At 69.9% G+C, this 17,993-nt stretch carries 15 protein-coding genes; 4 read left to right on the top strand and 11 right to left on the bottom strand.

Annotated elements, in window-relative coordinates; translation table 11 throughout:
* Positions 1–27: 27 nt before the first annotated feature.
* On the bottom strand, positions 28–1,299 hold the full coding sequence (locus tag ACH45E_RS35195) for an amino acid deaminase (RefSeq protein ID WP_361447508.1): 1,272 nt from the start codon (positions 1,297–1,299) through the stop codon (positions 28–30).
* 134 nt (positions 1,300–1,433) lie between these two features.
* Between ACH45E_RS35195 and ACH45E_RS35190 the strand changes: the two genes are divergently transcribed.
* Genes ACH45E_RS35190 through ACH45E_RS35180 form a run of 3 tightly spaced genes read left to right on the top strand, consistent with a single transcriptional unit; the run spans position 1,434 to position 3,732 of the window.
* Complete coding sequence (locus tag ACH45E_RS35190; RefSeq protein WP_361447510.1) at positions 1,434–2,564, top strand: sugar kinase; 1,131 nt, start codon at positions 1,434–1,436, stop codon at positions 2,562–2,564.
* The gene (locus ACH45E_RS35185) at positions 2,561–3,322 is read left to right on the top strand and encodes an IclR family transcriptional regulator (protein ID WP_361447512.1); all 762 of its coding nucleotides are present in this window, start codon (positions 2,561–2,563) and stop codon (positions 3,320–3,322) included. Before ACH45E_RS35190 ends, ACH45E_RS35185 begins: the two co-directional genes overlap by 4 nt.
* A complete protein-coding gene (locus ACH45E_RS35180) occupies positions 3,322–3,732 on the top strand; it encodes a RidA family protein (protein ID WP_361447514.1) in 411 nt (136 codons plus the stop codon). The genes ACH45E_RS35185 and ACH45E_RS35180 overlap by 1 nt, the downstream gene beginning before the upstream one ends.
* A gap of 208 nt (positions 3,733–3,940) precedes the next feature.
* Here the strand turns inward: ACH45E_RS35180 and ACH45E_RS35175 are convergent, their stop codons facing one another.
* The gene (locus ACH45E_RS35175; protein ID WP_361447516.1) at positions 3,941–5,179 is read right to left on the bottom strand and encodes a transposase; all 1,239 of its coding nucleotides are present in this window, start codon (positions 5,177–5,179) and stop codon (positions 3,941–3,943) included.
* A 178-nt stretch (positions 5,180–5,357) separates the two neighbouring features.
* Between ACH45E_RS35175 and ACH45E_RS35170 the strand changes: the two genes are divergently transcribed.
* Positions 5,358–5,876 (top strand): hypothetical protein, encoded by a 519-nt coding sequence (locus ACH45E_RS35170; RefSeq protein ID WP_361447518.1) that lies wholly within the window; start codon positions 5,358–5,360, stop codon positions 5,874–5,876.
* A gap of 18 nt (positions 5,877–5,894) precedes the next feature.
* On the opposite strand, the gene ACH45E_RS35165 is transcribed toward ACH45E_RS35170, so the two are convergent.
* The 9 genes from ACH45E_RS35165 to ACH45E_RS35125 form a co-directional block, all read right to left on the bottom strand.
* Positions 5,895–7,238 carry a M14 family metallopeptidase gene (locus tag ACH45E_RS35165; protein ID WP_361447520.1) on the bottom strand — a complete coding sequence of 448 codons (1,344 nt, stop codon included), beginning with the start codon at positions 7,236–7,238 and terminating at the stop codon, positions 5,895–5,897.
* A 233-nt stretch (positions 7,239–7,471) separates the two neighbouring features.
* Positions 7,472–8,299, bottom strand: coding sequence for a hypothetical protein (locus tag ACH45E_RS35160; protein ID WP_361447522.1), 828 nt, complete (start codon positions 8,297–8,299; stop codon positions 7,472–7,474).
* Complete coding sequence (locus ACH45E_RS35155) at positions 8,280–8,501, bottom strand: DUF397 domain-containing protein (RefSeq protein ID WP_361447524.1); 222 nt, start codon at positions 8,499–8,501, stop codon at positions 8,280–8,282. The genes ACH45E_RS35160 and ACH45E_RS35155 overlap by 20 nt, the downstream gene beginning before the upstream one ends.
* Before the next feature lie 10 nt (positions 8,502–8,511).
* Positions 8,512–8,751, bottom strand: coding sequence for a Scr1 family TA system antitoxin-like transcriptional regulator (locus tag ACH45E_RS35150; protein ID WP_399042193.1), 240 nt, complete (start codon positions 8,749–8,751; stop codon positions 8,512–8,514).
* Positions 8,752–8,919: 168 nt separating this feature from the next.
* On the bottom strand, positions 8,920–10,620 hold the full coding sequence (locus ACH45E_RS35145; protein WP_361447528.1) for a glycosyl hydrolase family 18 protein: 1,701 nt from the start codon (positions 10,618–10,620) through the stop codon (positions 8,920–8,922).
* A 496-nt stretch (positions 10,621–11,116) separates the two neighbouring features.
* A complete protein-coding gene (locus ACH45E_RS35140) occupies positions 11,117–11,872 on the bottom strand; it encodes a hypothetical protein (protein WP_361447530.1) in 756 nt (251 codons plus the stop codon).
* Between the two features lie 10 nt (positions 11,873–11,882).
* Positions 11,883–16,619 carry a putative T7SS-secreted protein gene (locus ACH45E_RS35135; protein WP_361447532.1) on the bottom strand — a complete coding sequence of 1,579 codons (4,737 nt, stop codon included), beginning with the start codon at positions 16,617–16,619 and terminating at the stop codon, positions 11,883–11,885.
* On the bottom strand, positions 16,619–17,272 hold the full coding sequence (locus ACH45E_RS35130; protein ID WP_361447534.1) for a hypothetical protein: 654 nt from the start codon (positions 17,270–17,272) through the stop codon (positions 16,619–16,621). The genes ACH45E_RS35135 and ACH45E_RS35130 overlap by 1 nt, the downstream gene beginning before the upstream one ends.
* Positions 17,269–17,823 (bottom strand): hypothetical protein, encoded by a 555-nt coding sequence (locus ACH45E_RS35125; RefSeq protein WP_361447536.1) that lies wholly within the window; start codon positions 17,821–17,823, stop codon positions 17,269–17,271. The genes ACH45E_RS35130 and ACH45E_RS35125 overlap by 4 nt, the downstream gene beginning before the upstream one ends.
* Positions 17,824–17,993 lie beyond the last annotated feature (170 nt).

Here is a 17,993-nt window from a genome sequence, read left to right as displayed (position 1 = left end):
GCCCTATTGAAAGCTCTATCGAAAGCTCTAGAAGAAGGTGCGGATGTAGTCGACGACCGTGCCGTCCGCCTGGGCCACCGGGATCAGCGGCCACTTGTCGAAGGACGTGCACGGGTGGGACAGCCCCATGCCCAGCCAGTCGCCCACCTCCAGGTCCGCCTCGGCGGTGGTGCCGATCCAGGCGTGCTGGTCGGACAGGGCGGTGACGGAGATGCCCGTGGCGGGCCGCTCGACACCGTCCCGGCGGACCACCTGGGCGAAGGGCAGGTCGAGGTCGTGGGCCGCGTCCCGCTTGCCCGCGTTCACGAAGGCCTGCTCTGCCGAGGGCCGGGACACCACCTGCGCCCACAGCCGGAACGCGGGCTCCAGGGCGCCCTCCTCCGGCACCCGGTTGAAGGGGGTGAGCTTGCGGTAGTGACCGTCGTCGTGCGAGACGTACGCGCCCGAGCGCAGCAGCTTCAGGACGGGCAGGGAGAGTGCCGGGACACCGGCGAAGACCTCGGCCACCGCGTCGAACCAGGCGCTGCCGCCCGCGCTCACCACGATCTCGTCGAGGCCGGCCCCCGCGAACCGCCCCGCCTTGTCGAAGTCGACGGCCAGCGCGACCAGCCGCCGCAGCCAGGCCGCCACCCGCTCCGGATCGGCCCCCGGCACCTCGCCCTCGTAACCGGCCACCCCGACCAGCCGCAGCGTGGGTACGGCGGCCACCGCGTCCGCGACCGCTGCGCACTCCGCCTCCGTACGCACCCCGGTCCGGGCACCCTCCCCGGCGGCCAGCTCGACCACCACGTCCACCGGGCGGGCGGCCCCCTTCAGCGCCGCGTCCATCAGCTCCACGCCGCGCACCGAGTCGACGTAACAGACGAACCGGAAGGACGGGTCGGCGTCCAGCTCGGCGGAGAACCGGCGCAGGGCCACCGCGTCGACCAGCTCATTGGCGAGGAACACCCGCTGGACCCCGAACGCCCGCGCCACCCGCACCTGGTGGGGCATCGCGAGCGTGATGCCCCATGCCCCGTGCTCGATCTGACGCTGGAACAGCTGGGGCGCCATGGACGTCTTGCCGTGCGGTGCGAACGCGAGGCCGTGGCGGGCCGCGTACGTCTCCATGAGCCTCAGGTTGTGCTCCAGGCGCTCCGCGGACAGGGCGAGGACGGGGGTCGCGAAACCGCCGGTGAAGAGATTGCGGCGCTGGGCGGCCAGCTCGCCGACGGTGAGGCCGTCGGCGTCCGGGGGGAGGCCCTTGAAACGGTGGTCGACGCGTTCCCCGGCCAGTCGGGCGAGCGCTTCGGTGCTCATAAGGCCTCCTGAAGTCGGGCGTTGCAATATCTGCAACGCTCGTTGCGTATGTCGCTTACCGCTGTCTAACATCTCGGCCACCCGGGGTCAACGGCGCCCGCCGACCCCGCCCGGACCGAGGAGCTACGACGATCGTGACCATCACCGGACCCCGCAAGGCCCCCGGCGTCGTGGACGTCGTCGCGCTCGGCGAGTCCATGGTCACCTTCCTGCCCACCCGGCCCGGCCGCCTCGCGGACGTACCGTCCTTCGACCGCGCGATCGGCGGCGCCGAGTCCAACGTGGCCTGCGTGCTGGCGTCCGCCGGTCACTCCGTACGGTGGGTCAGCCGGGTCGGCGCGGACGGCTTCGGCGACCACCTCCTCGAGACGATCGGCGGACACGGCGTCGACGTCACCGCAGTCCGCCGCGACCCCGCCAGGCCGACCGGCGTCTACTTCCGCACCGCCGGGGACCGGGGCACCGACGCCCACGAGGTGGCGTACTACCGGTCGGGTTCGGCCGCCTCCGCGATGTCGGCCGACACGCTCGACCTGGCCGCGGTGCGCGCCGGGCGCGTACTGCACCTGTCCGGGATCACCGCGGCGCTCTCCCCGAAGTGCCTGGCGCTGACGCGCGAACTGACCGCCCCTCGCCCAGACCGCCCGCTGATCTCCTTCGACGTCAACCACCGGCCCGGACTGTGGCGCGGCGCCGACGGCCCCCGGGTGTTGCTGGAACTGGCCCGCGCCGCCGACCTCGTCTTCGTCGGCGAGGACGAGGCGGAGGAGGTGTGGGGCATCAAGGGCGGCCCGGCCGCCATCCGCGACGCGCTCCCGGAACCGGAGGTCCTGGTGGTGAAGCAGGGCGCGCACGGGGCGACGGCGCTGCACACGGACGGCACCGCCGCCGTCCCGGCCCGCACCGCCGCCGTCCCGGCCCGCACCGCCTCCGTCCCGGCCCGCACCGCCTCCGTCCCGCCCCGCGCCACCTTCGTCCCGGCCCTCACCGTCGACGTCGTGGCGACCACCGGCGCCGGGGACGCCTTCGCCGCCGGCTTCCTCTCCGCCACCCTGCGCGGACTCCCCGTCCGTGACCGGCTCCGGCACGGCCACCTCATGGCCGCCGCCGCCCTCACCGTCCCCGGCGACCTCGCCACCCCGCCCTCCCGCGACCACGCCGACCGGCTGGCCGCCCTCGACGAGGAGGCGTGGGGGACACTTCGACTCGGCCCCGGCTGGACACACGCCGCCCACTGGGCCGACGAGGAGGGACGCACCCCATGAGCCAGACCGTCGACCGAGCGCTGAGCATCCTGCCGCTGCTCGCCGAGGGCCCCGCCGACCTCGGCCAGGTGGCCGACCGCCTGGGCGTGCACAAATCAACGGCCCTGCGCCTCCTGCGCACCCTCCACGAGCACGGCCTCGTCTACCGCCAGTCCGACCAGCGCTACCGCCTCGGCGCCCGCCTCTTCGCCCTCGCCCAGGAGGCGATGGAGAACCTCGACATCCGCGAGATCGCCCACCCCCACCTGGCCCGGCTGAACGAGAGCTGCGGGCACACCGTCCACCTCGCCGTGTACGAGGAGGGCGAGGTCCTCTACATCGACAAGGTGGAGAGCCGCTACCCCGTGCGCATGTACTCGCGGATCGGCAAGCCCGTGGCCATCACCGTCGCGGCCGTCGCCAAACTGCTCCTCGCCGACCTCCCCGAACCCGAGCGCCGCGCCCTCGCCGACAAGCTCGACTACCCCCTCTACACGGCCCGTTCCACTCCCAATGCCCCCACCTTCCTGCGGGAGTTGGAGAAGGTCCGCGAACAGGGCTGGGCCACCGACCTCGGCGGCCACGAGGAGTCCATCAACTGCGTCGCCGCACCCGTCCGGGGCGCCGACGGCCGGGTGGTCGCCGCCATGTCGGTCTCCGCGCCCAACGTCGTCGTCACCGCCGACGAACTCCTCACCCTGCTCCCGCTGGTGCGCCGTACGGCGGACGCCATCAGCGGCGAGTACTCCGGCAGAACCCCGATCAAGGAAACCAGCTGATGACCGAGAAGATCGCGCTCACTCCCAAGACCCACACCACCCCGCCCGCGAAGTTCTCCCACGGCGTCAGGAAGGGCAACATCCTCCAGGTCGCGGGCCAGGTCGGCTTCCTCCCGGCCGAGGAGGGCAAGCCGCCGACGCCCGCCGGCCCCACCCTGCGCGAGCAGACCCTCCAGACCCTCGCCAACGTCAAGGCGATCCTGGAGGAGGGCGGCGCGAGCTGGGACGACGTGATGATGGTCCGCGTCTACCTCACGGACACCGCCCACTTCGCCGAGATGAACGCGATCTACAACACCTACTTCGAGGAGCAGGGCCTCACCCAGCCGCCCGCCGCGCGCACCACGGTGTACGTCGGACTCCCCGCCGGGCTCCTCATCGAGATCGACGCGTTGGCCGTACTCGGCTGACGCCACCTCGCCTCCCGCACCCTCATAGGCCTCGCGGCGCGACGCCCCACCCCCCATCGCGCCGTGCCGCGATCCACCTGCCCGAAGGCTCCGTCTTCGCATACACGTCAACGACAGCACCCGCGCGCGGAGTGCGCTATAGGACGCAGCCGGATCGTGACCCAGGTGCTTCGGCATCGGCGAGCGGGACACGGTCAACTACACGTCGCTAAGGCGACGGGTTTGCACAACGGGCATCACTGGCTGTGATGCTGCGTTTGCGTCCAGAGCCGCCCCGCTGACGCGGTGCTGGGGCAGGGGCCGTTGACAGGGCCCCGCGTCTCCGCAACTCCCACGCGCGTGCGCGGATGTTGCGGGAGCCGTTCCGGTCCGCGTGCGCAACGACGCCGCAGGATCGGCACGCGAACCATGCCTGCGAGACCCGGTTCGCTCTGTCGATGTACCCGCATTCGGCGCAGGTGCGCGAGGTGTAGGCCGGATCGACATACACCACCGACACCCCCGCCTTGCGGGCCTTGTACGCGATGAACTGCCCCAGCTGGGCGAAGGCCCAGCTGGAGTGGGTGGCCCGCTGGGGCTTTCGAAGCCGTACCCGCTCGCGGATGCCCGTCAGATCCTCCAGGGCGATCCCGCGACCGGTGCGTTCTGCCACGGCCACCACATGCTTCGCGATCTTGTGATTGATGTCCTTCGCCCGCCGCGCCTCCTTGCGCCTGCGCTTCTTCAGCCGGCGTCTGGCGGACGGGGTGTTCTTCCCCTGCAGCTTGGAACGCAGTGTGCGCTCCCGGGCGCGGATGCGGTTGAGCTCTCGTCCGGCCATGACCTCGCCGTCCGAGGTGGTTGCGATATTGACGATGCCGAGGTCAATGCCGAGGAAGTCCACTGGATCCGTGTCCGCCGGTACTGCGGGGACCTCGCAGGTGGCCATCAGGAACCACATACCGTCCCGGCACAGCAGGTCCGACTCGCCCTTGCGGTGCAGCGCAAGCGTGGCCAGTTGTCCGGGGGAGGCGGTGAATGCCACGTCCTTCATCCGGCCGCCAGTCGTCCAGATCGAGACCCGCCGCTCGGCGATCTGCCAGGACAGCATCCGGTCGTCATACGGCTGCGCGCCGTACGCCCGGAAGACGATCGGCTTTCCCACAGCTCTCCGGTACCGCTCCGAGCCGGGCTTGCCCAGATTTCCCGCCCGCAGGTTCGCCTTCAGGGTGGCGTACGCGTCACAGGTCTTCTTGATCACATGCTGCGCGGCCTGTGCTCCCAGCCCCCAGCGTGCCTTGATCTCGCCGTAGGCGTGCTCGCGCAGCGCGAAGTTCCGCATCACGTCCTTCTCGAATGCCACGTCGCTGGCCCAGCTCGCCGCCTCGTTGCAGGCACGCAGGGTCGCCTCAAGTGTCGCCGCCTGCACGGGGGTCGGCAGCAGCTTTACCTGCACCACCAGCTTCATGGCCAGCAAAGCTACACAGACGTACGACAGGCCGCCGTACGTTCACCACGTCTCACCCGACCGGGTGAAGCCGCCCGTGTGCCTTGTTGTGTCCGACTGCCCCGGACACAACACCCAGGCCCAGCCCGGGAAGCGCCCCGACTGGTTTCGGCACAGCAAAGTCGTCCATACTGCCGCCGTGGAGCAGCGCATAGGTTCGAGCAGCCAGCCCCTGGAGGGCGCCGGATTCGACCCGGCCTTCATCCCCGGGCTCACCTCGCCCGCGGCGGAGGAGTCCGAGGACGTCAAGCCCGAGGACGCCAAGTCCGAGCAGGGCGAGGCGGCTACGGAGAAGCCGGCCGACGAGACGGCCCCCGCCGCGCGGGACGAGGACGAGGCGGAGAGAGCGGGGGAGGAAGAGGCAGCGGAAGAGGCCGCCGAGGGCCCCGTCTTCGAGGCCTCCGACCGCCGCGCCAGGATCGTGGCCGACCGGAAGGGCGTCCGCCTCACCCTCGACGAGGAGTCCTGCGAGTTCCGCTGGGACGAGATCGGCGCGGTCGAGACGGAGTCCCCCCGCTTCGGCAAGCGGTACACCATCACGGTGCACACTCCTGACCGCCGCTGGTACCCGATCGAGATCGAGGCGTCGGCCAGGAGCCGCTTCAAGGAGTGGGACGAGCAGATCGACGCGGTGCTGGACGCCTACTTCGAGGAGTAGCCGCTGGGCAGGCGGGCCCTAGCTGCAGTACTGGGCCTGCTTGCCGATGGACCGGTACATGCAGTCCGCGTTCTCCAGCAGCTGGTACACCGCGTCCTTGTTGCGTGAGGTCTCCCGCTCGATCACCTCGTCGGGCGGGTAGAACCCTCCGCCGGAACTGGACGTCGGGTACATCTCGAAGGTGTAGTCGAAGATCTTCTGGGTGCCCCAGAGGTAGTCGTCGATCGACCCGTCCGTGATGTAGAGGTCGCTGGACTGCTCCGCCGTGTAGCCGTTGCTGGCGGCCATCTTCTGCCCGACGGCCTTGAAGGCGGCGGCGTCGTCCGCCGTCATCCCGGTCGCCGTGTCGGAGTACGTGTACCCGAACGGCCACAGCACCAGCTCGCTGTACGTGTGGAAGTCGATGCCCGCCTTGATCTGCTGCTTCCCGCCGACGACCCGGCTGCGCACGAAGTCGGCGACCACCTTGACCTCGGGCGCCGACTCGGCGGCGGCACCCCGGTAGGTCTCGGACGAGGTCGACCCCGACGAGCCGCCGCAGCAGCCCCACTTGTAGTTCCAGTTGCGGTTGAGGTCGGTCCCGACGTACGAGGAGCCGGAGTTGGGTTGCCGGTTCTTCCGCCAGGACCGGTACGACCCGGTCGCGATGTCGTACTCGCCGCCGTCCGGGTTGAGATCCGGCACGATCCAGATCTCGCGGCTGTTCACGAGGTTCGTGGTGCGGGAGTCGCTCCCGTACCCGGCGCCCAGCTCGCGCAGCAGGTACAGCGCCATCTCCACGGTGAGGTGCTCGCGGGCGTGCTGATGGAAGGTCAGCAACACCTCGGGCTCGTCCTCGTCCGTGCCCACGTTGTCGCTCACCTTGATGGCGACGATGTCCCGCCCCTGGTACGACTTGCCGATCACCCGCTTGCTCATGATGCCCGGGTAGGCGGCCAGCCGCTGGTCGATCTCCGTGTTCATCTCGGCGTAGTTGTGGTACTTCGAGTCGGCGGTCGGGAAGTCGAACAGCCGCGCCCCGGACCGCTCCGGCGCGGCCCCCGACGGGGTGACGCTGTAACCGAGCCGGCGCAGCTCACGGATCTGGTCGGGCCGCCCGGAGACGACAACGGTCTCCTCATCGGCCTCGTCCACCGTGACGCCGGTGCGCTGGATGGCGGTACGGGTCACGGGTGTGGTGCTCTGGTGGATCTCGTACTGCCGGATGTCATCGCCGGAGGGGGCGACCTTCCGGACGCTGTCGGCGCTGGCATCGGTGGCCGTTGACCAGATGGGGGCGGCGAGGGCGAGGGCCAGCAGCGCGCCGAGCCCGGCGACACGTCTGCTGCCGCGCGCGCCGGAGCCACGGGTGCGAAGTCGCATGAACTCTCCTTGGGTCTCCAGGACTCCCGGGGTCGCCGGGAGGCGGGGAACGGAGCTGGGAGCGGGGGGTGTGCTTCAGTGCGACGTGCGGGTGGGGTGCGGGCCGGGGCGGCGTCTGCTGTGAGTCCGCTGTGCCGGTCGGCGCTCCATGGTCCAGCGATGTCATGGTCAGTTCAAGTAGTAGTAAAGGGGCCGACTGGAAATCGCCCGGGTGCGGTCTCCTGCGTCGGCGTCTACTGGACGAGGTTGGGCCGCCGCCGCTCGACGCGGTCGAGGTCGCCGTCGAGCAGATCGCGGTGACTGATGCCGAAGTCCCCGTTGTCCAGAAGCTGTCCGTCGCCGTAGTACCGGCCCACGACCGTGCCGGGAAGGAAGGCGCGCAGACTGTGCCGCATGCGCTCCGGATAGGCGACCGGGACGCCCCAGCCTTCCGGGGCCTGGTCGGTGGAGAACAGTACCCAGTGGTCCACGGGGACGTCGGCGTCGAGATCCGGCGCGCCTCCGGTGTGGCTGTCCAGCGCGGGCAGAGTCAACCGGTCCGGATCGTGCGGCGAGTACCAGACCAGCAGGGGCTTGGCCCGTTGCGCATCGGCGTTGTCGAAGCAGCAGACGGCGATGGTGTGGTCGGGGAAGTGCTCGGCGTAGAAGCGCAGGAGATCGGGGTCGAGCCGGGGCCGCCGATGTGGGGGCACGCGATGGAGCACGGTGGGTGTCAGGGTCGGGTCGGAGGCGAGCAGCACGGTGTAGACATCGTGCTCGAAGACCTGCACTGGTTCCGGACCCGCGCCCATCCACGCGATGCCGTCATCCTCGGCGTCCTTGGCTTCGACGGCGTCCACCATCCGGCTCAGGATGTCGTCGCTGCGTCCGGTGGAGACGAACTGCTGAGGCGTGACCTGCCGCGTGGGCAGGTGCAGCAGCATGGCGTTAGGCCCGTCCGCCAGGTTCTCGGCGGTGTTCTGGTACCCCATGACATGGATGAGACCGTGCGCCGGGTGGTGCAGCCGCCCGCAGTACAGGATGGTGCCGGAGAAGGCGGCGTCACCCGTCGAGACGCACATACCGGCCCGCCGCGGAGGTGCTCTTCTTCAGGCCCTCGACGAAGGGGGTGAAGGCGCCGGCCGGGAAGGTGAGGGTGGCTCCGGCCGGGGCCTTGGAGTCGCGGACGGCTGTATGGGTGTCCAGGTCCGCGATCTCGACGCAGGTGTTGCCATCGCCTCCGCCGGAGTACGACGACTTCCGCCAGCGGACGTCCTGGGTCATGCGGGTGCCCTCACAGTTCCTTCGTCATGCGGTGGATGAAGTCCCGTGACTCCACGGGCTGTAGTGCTGCCTTCCCCACCTTATTGAGCATGGCCCGGAAGCGTGCCACCTGAGATTCGGCATCGATGAAGGCTGTGCCGTGCGGAGCGTCGCGCAGCACCGTGTCCAACTGGGGGAGCGGGCCGCCCACGTACATCATCTCGATCCCCGCCCCGGCGAATCCCTCCTGAGACAACGGGATGACACGCACCGTGGCGCTCAGGGCCCGCCGCACCCCGCAGGGAGTGGTGTGTGGCTCGGGGCCTGGGACTCGGACCCCGAACCGCTGTGTGGTGCGAGCTGGAGACGGCGTGAGCGCTGCACCGGGTCCGCCACCAGCCGCCCGCCCCCCCCGGCCTCACGGTGTCGTCATCACCCCTTACGGCAATCCGTGCACATGCGCCCCCACCGCGCTCGACCACGCGTTCCCCGACGCCGCGTCCCAGTTCGTGGACCACGTCATCGCGCCCCGCAGCCCGGGGTAGGTCCTGGACGGCTTGAAGGAACCGCAGTTGGTGCCCCTGGCCAGGCAGTCCAGCGCGTTGTTCACGACCGACGGTGAGACGTACCCGCTGCCCGCCGCGCGGGACGAGGCCGGGAGGCCGAGCCCGACCTGGGACGGGGAGAGCCCGCCCTCCAACTGGATACAGGCCAGAGCGGTCAGGAAGTCCACCGAACCCTGTGAGTACACCTTGCCGTCGCAACCCAGCATGGAACCGCTGTTGTAGTACTGCATGTTGACGACCGTGAGGATGTCCTTCACGTTCAAGGCGGTCTGGAAGTAGGCGTTCGACGTCGACTGCATGTCGATCGTCTGCGGTGCCATCGTGATGACGAGCGACGAGCCCGCCTTCGCCGACAGGGCGCGCAGCGCCTGGCTCATGTACGTCGCGTTGAGGCCGTTCTCCAGATCGATGTCGACGCCGTCGAAGCCGTACGTCTGCATCAGGGAGTAGACGGAGTTGGCGAAGTTCGCCGCCGATGCCGAGTCGCTCACCGATACCGAGCCGTTCTGTCCGCCGACCGAGACGATGACCTTCTTCCCGGCCGCCTGCTTGGACCTGACGTCCGCCTTGAACTGGTCGACCGTATAGCCGCCCAGCCCGGAGGAGTCGAGGTTGAAGGTCACGGCGCCCGGAGTCGACGTGGCGTCGGCGAAGGCCACCGCGATGATGTCGTAGGAAGACGGGACGTCGGAGAGCTTCTGGACGGTGGCCCCGTTGTTGAAGTTCTGCCAGTAGCCCGTCACGGCGTGCTTCGGCAGCGAACCCCCGCCGCCTCCGCTCGTGCTCGTCGTCGCCGTCACCGCCGCGGATTTCGCCGACTCGCCGGCCGAGTTGGTGGCCGTGACCTGGAAGGAGTAGGAAGTGGCGGCCGACAGGCCGGTCACCGTCGCGGACGTTCCCGACGCCGACGCCACCTTCGTACCGCCCCGGTAGACGTTGTAGCCGGTCGCGTTCGACACGGCCGACCAGCCCAGCGACACCGACGAGGACGTCGTGCCCGTCACGTTCAGGCCGGTCGGGGCGGCCGGGACCGTCGGCGCCGGGTCGCCGCCCCCGCCGCCGTCCGGGCCGTACACCGAGATGTCGTCGGCGGAGTACGGCGCCTGGCCGTACCAGCCGTGCGTGTACACCGTGACCGACGTCGTCGACGCGCCCGTCGTGAACGTCGTCGACAGCTGCTTCCAGGACGCGGAGTCGGGGGTCCAGTTGGAGACGTCCGTGGTGCCCGTGCCCGTCACGCCCAGGTAGGCGTAGCCGCCCTGCACCCACCCGCTCAGGGTGTACGTGGAGTTCGGCTTCACCACCACCGTCTGGGTGCACTGGGCGTTGTCCTGCCCGGCCGGCGTCGCCTTGAGCGCGGCCGCGCCGGCGTGCACCGGTGCGGCGACCGTCGTGCCGCTGCTCGCGGAGCAGGTCCAGTTGGTCAGGCCGGATTCGAATCCGGCGTTCTTGACGTTGTTCACGTCCGCCGCGGACGCCGGGGTGGCGGCGAGGCCCGCCAGGGGGAGGGCGAGGGCGAGGGCGCCGGAGGCGGCCCAGCGCACACGTCTGCTGTGTCCTGTGTGGGGAGGCATGCGTTCCAAGTTGGTCCAGACCAATTGGGGTGTCAATAGGTCCAGACCAAAACGCCTGTCAGCGGTGCGAGCTGCAGACGGCGTGAGCGCTGCACCGGGTGGTCCGGGTACCTGGCTGTGCCTGGCCGGTCACCGGAACGGAATGTTGAGCGAGGGACTGCCGGGCTCGGACACCAGAATGCGATGGGCCCCGACCATGTCCTGGTACCAGACAAGATCCGGCCCTCGTGGTCCCGGGTGAGGGTGACCTGGTGGGGCAGCTCGCTGGATGTGCTGGTCTGCTCGCACAAGGTCGTGCCGTCCCAGGTGAACACCACCTGTTCGACGACGGTTGCGCCGTAGGCCGCCAGGCGGAGTTTCGCCCTACGGCGGTCGTCCGGCGCCCGTCTCCTCGCGGACCCAGCCATGCCGATCGCGCAACACCGTCAGAATGGATCAGCCACCTGACGGGTTTCTGGGGAGCCGGTCCGAGCGCCTCGCCACCGTGGTTGCGGTGTCAGGGCTCGTAGTCCTCGATGAGGCGGCTGACGACCTCGTACAGGATGCCCGCCCGCCGCTGGTCGTCCGATTGGTCGCGCAGGGCGCGTTCGGTCCGGCGGAGGGTGTGCCAGGCGGCCGGGTCTTGGTCCATCACCTCGTCGACGAGGGGCTCGGAGATCAGGGCGAGGCACTCGGCGAACCGGAGGCAGGTCGCAGGTGACGGCGGGGCGGGGTCCGGGCCGGCGAAGCCGGATGTGAGGTAGCGCGTGGGGTCGGTGAGGGCCCAGCCGGTCATCCGGCCGTCATGCACCAGGAGGGCCAGGTCCCGGGCGATGCCGATGCGCGCGTCCGGCACGGCATCGAGCAGGCCGGGATCGTGCAGGCACCTCAGTTCGGTGGCCTCGGGATCGCAGTGGAAGACGGTGGCCTGGGGCAGTTCGAAGGCCTGCACGGTGTCCGCCCGCAGCCCCGCCGGGTGGGCCGGAGGCCCGGTGGGCGGGGTGCGGGTCGGCGGAGCGGCGGACAGCGGGGGCACGAACAGGCTGAGGCCCGCCAACTCCCGGGTCTCCCGGTCGAAGCAGACGTCGTCGGTCTCCCCCCACAGCCACTGCGTGCTGCCGAAGGTGCTCCCCAGCAGCCGTTCGCGACCCACCATGTCCGCGTACCCGGCAACGGTGACAGCGGGAGTGGTGATGTCGAAGCGAGGCGTGTACGGAAGCGGAGCACCCGTCGTTTCCACGCTCACCTCATCGACGATCGAGAACCTCACCATGAACGTCGCCTCATTTGATCTGCTTGGCGGCCGGCATGGTGCCACCACTGCCGTCGGGAATCCTGCCGTTCACAATATCGTCGTGGGTGATCGGTGCCCCGGGGTCATCCACGTTTCCGCCCAGCGCCTTCACCCCGCTCTCCCCCTTGATCCCCGAGGGGCCGTAGCCCGTGATCACGTCACCCGCACCGGCTCCGGCGCCCTTCGTGACCACGATGTCCTCACCCTGCCGGAAGATCAGATTTCCGCGGCCCCCCTCGGAGAGGTAGACGGCGTCCGGGTTCTTCAGCACCTCGAGCACGCGGTCCTCGCCGAAGTGCGGATGGTAGTTGCTCGCCTTCCGCATCTTGCCGTCCTGCGCCTTCTCGACGATCTTGTCCGCGGCGTTCTGCGCCTTCTCGACGGGGCACTTCGGCGCCAGGCCGAGCGGGTCGCTCCACGTGTGCGGGTTGTGGACGTAGGTGGCGGGGTTGGGGGCGGGCGCCAATCCGAGGGGATCGGGGGTGAGGTAGCGGGCGGTTTCGGGGTCGTAGTGGCGGAAGTAGTTGTAGTGCAGGCCCGTTTCGGGGTCGTAGTACTGGCCCGGGAACCGTAGGGGCGTGTAGGCCGTGCTGTTGGCCGCCCATGCCGTCGTCCCCCACAGGGTGCTTCGGGTGCGCCAAGCGATGTCGCCCTGTTCGTCGATGAGTTCGTTCGGTGTGCCGATCAGGTCGGTGACGATGGCGAAGAAGCGGGAGTCGATCTCCTCCTGTGGGGCGTCGGCCGTGGTGATGCGTTCTGTTTGGGACAACGGGCGTAGGCCCTGGTGGTCCCAGGTGAGGGTGACCGGGTTGGGAAGGTCGGGGGACGTGGTGGTCTGTTCGCAGAGGGTGGTGCCGTCCCAGGTGAAGTCCACCCTCTCCAGGACCGTTTCGCCGTCCTCCGCCAGGCGGAGTTTCGCCGTGCGACGGCCCAAGGGGTCGTAGGTGTAGCGCCAGCGGGTGCCGTCGGGGGTCACCACTGAGGTCAGGTGGTCCTCGGTGTCCCATTCGTAGCGCCAGGTGTCCGGCTTCCTCGACAAACGGGTTTTCTGGCGGAGGGTGATGCGGCCCAGCGCGTCGTGTTCGTAGCGGACATGGCCGGCCTGGGTGATGCGGGTGCCCACATAGGAGCGCGGTCCCGTTGCCTCCCTGCCCGGGTGGTCCGACGGCCAGGACGCCTGGGTCTGGTTGCCTGCCTCGTCGTAGGCGTACCGCTCCGTCCACCCGGCCGCGTGCACCGCCGTCACCCGACCTGTCGCGTCCAGGTCGAAGCGACGGGAGCCGGACAGGTGGTCGTCTATCCCGGTCAAGTTGCCGTCGGCGCGGTACGTATACGTCCGGTGCTGGATGGTGCGGTCCCCGGCCCCCGTCACGGATTGGGTGGTCAGGCGGCCCAGGACGTCGAAGTTGTGCTGCAACGCGATCGTTCCGCCGATATGGCGAGTCAGCTCGCGGCCCGTCTCGTCGTACGTGAAGTCGATCGTTCGGCCCGACGCCACCATGCCCGTGCGGCGTCCGCAGGCGTCGTACGACCACGTCGTCCTGGCCCCCGTGGGCGTCGTACGGTCCGTCCGGCGGCCCAGTGCGTCGTACGTGTACGTCAGCGTCCGGCCGTCGACCGTCTCCGAGTGCAGCCGGCCGTGGCGGTCTCTCAGCAACATCAGTGTCGTACCGTCCGGGCCCGTCGCCTGCGCGAGCTGGTCGGTCAGGTCGTAGGCGTACGTCGTGATCTGGCCTGCCGTGTGCTTGCGGAGTACCTGGCCAAGTTCGTTGCGCTCGAAGGACACCGCCTCACCGAGCACGTTCCGCCGCCCAGCGAGGCGGCCGGCCGCGTCGTACTCGTACGTCAGCGTGCGGTCGTCGAAGTCCGTCTCCGTCACCAGGTGGCCGGCGGCGTCGTACTCGTACGTCCATGTCAGGCCCTGCGGGTTGGTGACCTTCGTCAGGCGCAGTTCCGTGTCGTGGGCGAACTCGTAGCGGACGCCGTCCGGGCCCGTCCGTGCCGCCAGCAGGTCGAAGTGGGTGTACTCGTAGCGGGAGACGCTGCCCAGAGGGTCGGTGTGGCTCGTGCAGTTGCCCTCGCCGTCGTACGTCCATGTCTGCGTCGTGCCGTCGGGGGCCGTGCGGCGGGTCAGGTGGCCCTCGGTCGACCATTCCAGTCGTGTCGTCGCGCCGGTCGGGTCCGTGATCGCGGTCGGGCGGCCGAGAGCGTTCCGTTCGTAACGGGTCATCGCGCCCAGCGGGTCCGTCACCTCGGTCGGAAGGCCCGCGCGGTCGCAGACGACCGTGGTCGTGTGGCCCAGCGGGTCGGTCACGGACCTCAGGTGGCCCGCCTCCGTGTAGGCGAAGCGTGTCGTGCCGGCCGCCGGGTCCGTCACCGATATGCGGTTGCCCCGCTCGTCGTACGTCTGGCGGATCACCGTGCCGTCGGCGTTCACCACCTTCACCGGCAGGCCCAGGGCGTTGTACTCCGCCCTCGTCTCGCGGCCGTCAGGGCGGACCACCCGCGTGAGGTTGCCCGTGTCGTCGTACTCGAACGTCGTCGTGTGGCCCAGCGGGTCCGTCGTGGAGAGCAGATGGTTGTAGCGGTCCCGGTGGTAGCGGGTTGTCGCGCCCAGGGGGTCGGTCTCAGCGACCACTTGCCATGCTTTGTTGACCAGGTAGCGGCGTGTGTGGCCTTCTCCCGTCGTCGCCGTCGTGGTCCGTAGGCCCGTCGCCGGGTCCGGGTCCTCGTACGTCAGGCGCAGGGTCATGTGGCCCGCCGCGCCGCCTTCCGCGACGCAGCGGTCCCGGTCGTCGTACTCGTAGGTGTAGCTGCGGTCGTTCGTGTCCGTCCAGGACGTGATCCGGCCCGCGTCGTCGTACGTGAAGCGAAGGGGGAGGCTGGAGGAGTTGATGACCTCCGTGAGGTTGCCGTCCGTGTAGGCGAAGCGTTTCAGCTCCTCGCCTGTGGTGGCCAGGTGGTACGCCGTGACGCGGCCCGACTCCGTGGTGATGCGGACACCCTGGCCGGCACTCGTGAAGACGCCCAGCGGAGTGCCCTCCGTGTCGTACTCGAACGTGATCCAGTTGCCGTTGCGGTCGTCCACCTGTTCCAGGACCGCCAGTTCGGCGCCGCGATCGGTGAAGTGCCAGGTGCGGTGGGTCCGGGGATCGGTGATCGTGTAGCCGTCGGCCACGCGGTCCAGGGGCCGGCGGGGGCCGTGGCTCGGCAGAGTCGGGACGCCAGGGGCCGGATGGGGGTATGACAGGAGCAGGCCGTCCTCCGCGACGAAGACGACCCCCTCCGCGTCGATCTCCAGCCGCTGGTCCAGGGTGGACGACCAGGAGGGGCCGAACCAGCGGCCGAGGTGGTAACCCGACTCCACCCGCCGGGTGAGGACGAGCGGCAGCGCGCCAGGGAGAACGACGTCCGTCTGCGGCAGGTACATCTTGCCGGTGGCGAGGTCGATCGGGTCGGTGCCCTTGCTCTCCACCGCTTCGCCCTCTCGGGAGGGCTGCTGCGGGTCCTCGTTCACTCGGTCCCGCGCTGAGGTTCCGGCGGCGTCCTCCGCCCCTGCCCGTGCCTCCCGTCGCGCCGCCGCTTCCGCCGCCTGGCGGGTCAGGCCCGCTTCTGCCGCGTCCCGGGCGAGGCCCGCCTCCATGCCGATGCCGTCGGTGCCGACCCACTGCGGCAGGAGGCGTCCGCCGAACTCGGACGGGTCCTTGCGGAACTCGTCCAACATGGTCTTCGCGGCTCGATCGGGGTGGGAGGCGGTGGAGGCCAGGCCGGACAGCGTCATGCTGACGTTCTGCATGTAGGCAGCCGGGTGGGTCAGGTTGTAGGGGTCCATCGGATTCAGACCGCGGGCGAAGTTCACCAGGCCGGCCGTGCCCTTGGCGACGCCTCCGACGAAGTGGGTGAGTTCGGTTCCGGCGGCCAGCGAGCCGTCGGTGAAGTCGTGGCCGAGGCGCTCCAGCGGCGGGGGCTCGGCCGGTGCGTGGGCGAGGGCGGCCTTGACCTTGGCCTGTGCTTCGGAGGCGGCGGTGTTGCGCTGCTTGCGGGCTTCGGCGAGTTTCTGGGCGGCGGCCTTGATGTCGGCCTTGCCGGGGTCGTGGAACGGCTCGGGCTTCGGGCCGGGGTCTTCGTTCGCCTTGATCTTCGCGTTGTAGGCGTCGGCCTTCTTGTTGTATGCATCGACCGCGCCCTCAGACGCCTTCACGCCCTGCTTGTAGAGCTCGACGGCCTCCTTCGCCTGCCCCTGCGCCCACTTGACGGTGTCCGCATACGCCTCCAGCGCACCCGCCGCCGTGTCGCACGCCTCCGCCGCCCGGGCCCACTTGGCCGGGTGCACGCCGAACTTCTCCCGGAACGCGTCACCGCCCTCGCCCTGCCAGCCGGAGGAGTCGACCTTCCTCAGCCCCGAACTCACCTTGTCGAAGGCGCCGTGGAAGTCCTTCAGGTGCTCGGCACTCTCGCGTATCTTGCCCGGATTGCCGTGGACCAGCTCGTCGGCCTCCTCGGTCTGGCCGAGCTGCTGCTCGCCCGGGGTGGCGCCCAGGTCGGAGGCGATCTCGTCGCCCCAGTCCTCCACACTGTCGGCCCAGTCGTGCGCACCGACGTAGTCGAGGCCCTCGCCCACCTTGTCGGTGGCCCAGTCGACACCCTCCCCGAGCTTCTCCTTGCCCTTGTCGTAGAGGTTCTCGGCGCCGCCCAGCAGCGAGTTGCTCAGGTCTCCGAGTCCCATCAGCCCTCGCCACCCTGCTCGGCGGCCTTGGCGCGGGCCTCGGGGGAGGGGCCGAAGGTGTCGTCCAGGTACTGGTCGTACTCCTGGTCCGAGAGGCCGAGCGCGCTGTGCAGGTTCTCCGGGTTGATGCCCATCGGCCCGGCGGTGCTGGAGGTCATCACATCCCGGCCCGCGTCCTTCCAGCCCTGCTCGCTGTTGGCCAGCGCCTGGTCGAAAGACTCCTTGCTGTAGTCGACGTCGCCGCCGAACGCACCGGACTTGGCGATATCGCCCCAGCCCATCTTCTCCACGTCCTCCTCGGAGGCGTACGGATTGCCGACAGCCGCGTTCTCGACGACCTTGAAGGTGCCCTTCACGTACTGGTCGGTCTCGTAGTACGTGCCCGCGGCCAGGCCTGTCTTGAGCGCGAAGGCGTTGCCCTCGTTGATCAGCGACCGCACGCCCCACTCCCAGCGCTCGCAGAACGACTTGAACTCGTCCGTCAGCCCCTCGTGGCCCAGTTCCAGCCCGGACAGGGCGATGCCGTCGAAACCGCGCCCGGCCCCGGCCTCCCCGACCATGCCGAGCTCTTTCAGCTCACCCAGTGCCTCGGTCAGGCCCTTGGCGATCAGGCCGAGCCCGTCTACCGTCAGGTCCTCGCCGCCGTCGCTCACTTGCCTTCCCCCGTCTCCACCTCGATGTCGACCGCCGCACTGTCCGGCACGATTCCGCGTACCGGCGGGAACAGCGCGCCCTCGCCCTCGCTGCCCACGTCCAGGGCCACCCCGCAGGGCACGCCCACGGCCGGAACCGCGGCATCCAGCAAGCGCGCTCCGAGCCACCGCTGGTACGCCCACTCCCGGTCGCCCTCGCCCTCGCCCCGCGCGAGCGCGAAGCGCGCCAGGGCGTGCTCGTTGGAGAAGGCGTAGATCCAGCGGACCCCGCCGAGGTCCGCGGTCAGAGGGGCGCCGTTCTCCGTGTCGAGGGGGACGAGAACGGCCGTGCGCCGGAACTCGCCCAGCAGGACCGCGAACTCGCGGCGCCTGCGCTCAACGGCGTCCACGGCATCGGTGAAGGGTGCCGCAAGCCCGGGCGGAGCGGTGCCCTCGGACGTCTCCGTCCCGGTCGTGCCCCGCTGGTCGGTGCGGGCCAGGTCCACGTAGTCGAACAGCCGGGACCTGGGTATGCGTGCCGTCGCGCCGGCGTCACCCCCGTGTTCAGCCATGTGCCCGATCATCACACCGGTGCTTCGTCGGCGGCAACGAAGTACATGCCCCGCCGTCCGGATACGGCCGCGCCGCCGATCGCGCACGACAGCGCCCCGAACGATGGGACCGGGGCCTCATGTCAGACCCGCGGTCCGCTGGATGCTCAACCTGTGCCGGTTTGGCATAA

Source organism: Streptomyces sp. NPDC020299 (genome assembly GCF_044387825.1).
In the GTDB taxonomy this organism is placed as follows: domain Bacteria; phylum Actinomycetota; class Actinomycetes; order Streptomycetales; family Streptomycetaceae; genus Streptomyces.
Note: the sequence above shows the minus strand (reverse complement) of the source record. Positions and strands in the feature narration are given on the sequence as shown.